Below are 1,653 nucleotides of genomic sequence, written 5' to 3' on the forward strand. Positions count from 1 at the left end.
CCCTATCTGTCAGCGTAGTTGTCACCTAAACGGATTGAGAGGTGATCAACGTGCGTTACCCCGCAGAGCGTAAGGAAGCCATCCTCAAGAAGATGGCACCGCCCATGAGCATGACCATCCCGGAACTGGCCGAGCAGGAAGGCATCACCGTGACAACCCTCTACAATTGGCGGAAACAGGCCAGAGCACGAGGACAGGTTTTGCCATCACGTTCGACCCAGCCCGACCAGTGGACCAGCCAGGAGAAGTTCCAGATCGTCCTGGAGACGGCCCCGATGAATGAGGCCGAGCTCAGCGCCTATTGCCGTGAGCGTGGCCTCTACCCCGAACAGGTGGAGGCCTGGCGGGATGCCTGCATGAACGCCAACGAGGATGCGGCAGCACAGGCCAAGCAGCTTCGCCAGGCGCGGAAGGCCGAGCAGAAGCGGCTCCGCCAGCTGGAGCGTGAGCTGCGCCGCAAGGACAAGGCCCTGGCCGAGACGGCGGCGCTGCTGGCCCTGTCAAAAAAGGCCGAGGCGATCTGGGGCACGACCAACGACGAGGACGACTGACCAGCCTCCCGGATCGCCAGCGCATCGTGACCCTGGTGCAAGACGCCCAGCGTGACGGTGCTCGGCTGGCCAAGGCCTGTCAGATGATGGGCATTAACGTGCGGACCTACTATCGCTGGGTCACCGAAGGCGAGGTGACGGCGGATCGCCGCCCCGACGCCGACCGCCCGGAACCGGCCAATAAGCTATCGCCTGAGGAACGAGAGGCGGTCTTGGCGCTGTGCAACGCCCCGGAGTACCGGAGCCGCCCTCCGGCCTTCATCGTGGCCGATCAGGCGGACAAGGGCCGCTACCTGGCCTCTGAGTCGACGATGTATCGAGTACTGCATGAGTACGATCAGCAACATCACCGGGGTCGGCAGCAGGCCCCTCAGCGCAAGCGCCCGCCGACCACTCACCAAGCCACAGCGCCGAATCGGCTATGGTGTTGGGATATCAGCTGGCTGCCGGGCCCAGCACGCGGTACTTGGTGGTACCTGTACCTGATCATGGACGTCTTCAGCCGTAAGATCGTTGGGCACGAGGTCTACGAGACGGAGACTGGCGAGCTGGCCGCCGAGCTGATCCAGAAGGCCTGCTGGCGAGAGCACCTCACCGATCGTCACAAGCCCCTGATCCTTCACTCAGATAACGGCAGCCCGATGAAGGCAGCGACCTTCCTGGAGAAGCTCTACGACCTGGGCATCACCCCGTCGTACAGCCGTCCACGGGTGAGTAACGACAACGCCTTCGCCGAGTCGGCCTTCAAGACGCTCAAGTACCGGCCGGGCTTCCCCGCCGAGGGGTTCGCCACCCTGACCGAGGCTCAGGGCTGGGTTCAGCAATTTACTGAGTGGTACAACCATGAACACCGGCACAGCGCCCTCCGCTACGTCACGCCGAGTCAGCGCCATAACGGCGAGGCCAAGGGCATCTTAGCGCAGCGCCGGGAAGTCTTCGAGGCGGCGAAGCAGCGCCACCCGGAACGCTGGTCGGGTGACATCCGGAAACTTAGCCTGCCAGAGATCGTGCACCTAAACCCCGAGCGGGACCCAGTGCCACAGGCAGCCGGATTTTAAAGAGCGAGAACTATTTCATGTGCCAACTATGTTGACAGACTCCG

General features: G+C 63.1%; 1 protein-coding gene. It reads left to right on the forward strand.

The features are described 5' to 3' along the window. Positions 1 to 92: 92 nt before the first annotated feature. A protein-coding gene (locus HOP58_RS22735) for an IS3 family transposase (RefSeq protein WP_234261910.1) occupies positions 93 to 1,609 on the forward strand; the annotation gives its coding sequence in 2 pieces (ribosomal slippage) (positions 93 to 527 and positions 530 to 1,609; 1,515 coding nt in all). The last annotated feature ends 44 nt before the right edge of the window (positions 1,610 to 1,653 follow it).

It is taken from the genome of Halomonas sp. MCCC 1A11062 (genome assembly GCF_021404355.1).
GTDB classification, from domain to species: Bacteria; Pseudomonadota; Gammaproteobacteria; order Pseudomonadales; family Halomonadaceae; genus Halomonas; species Halomonas aerodenitrificans.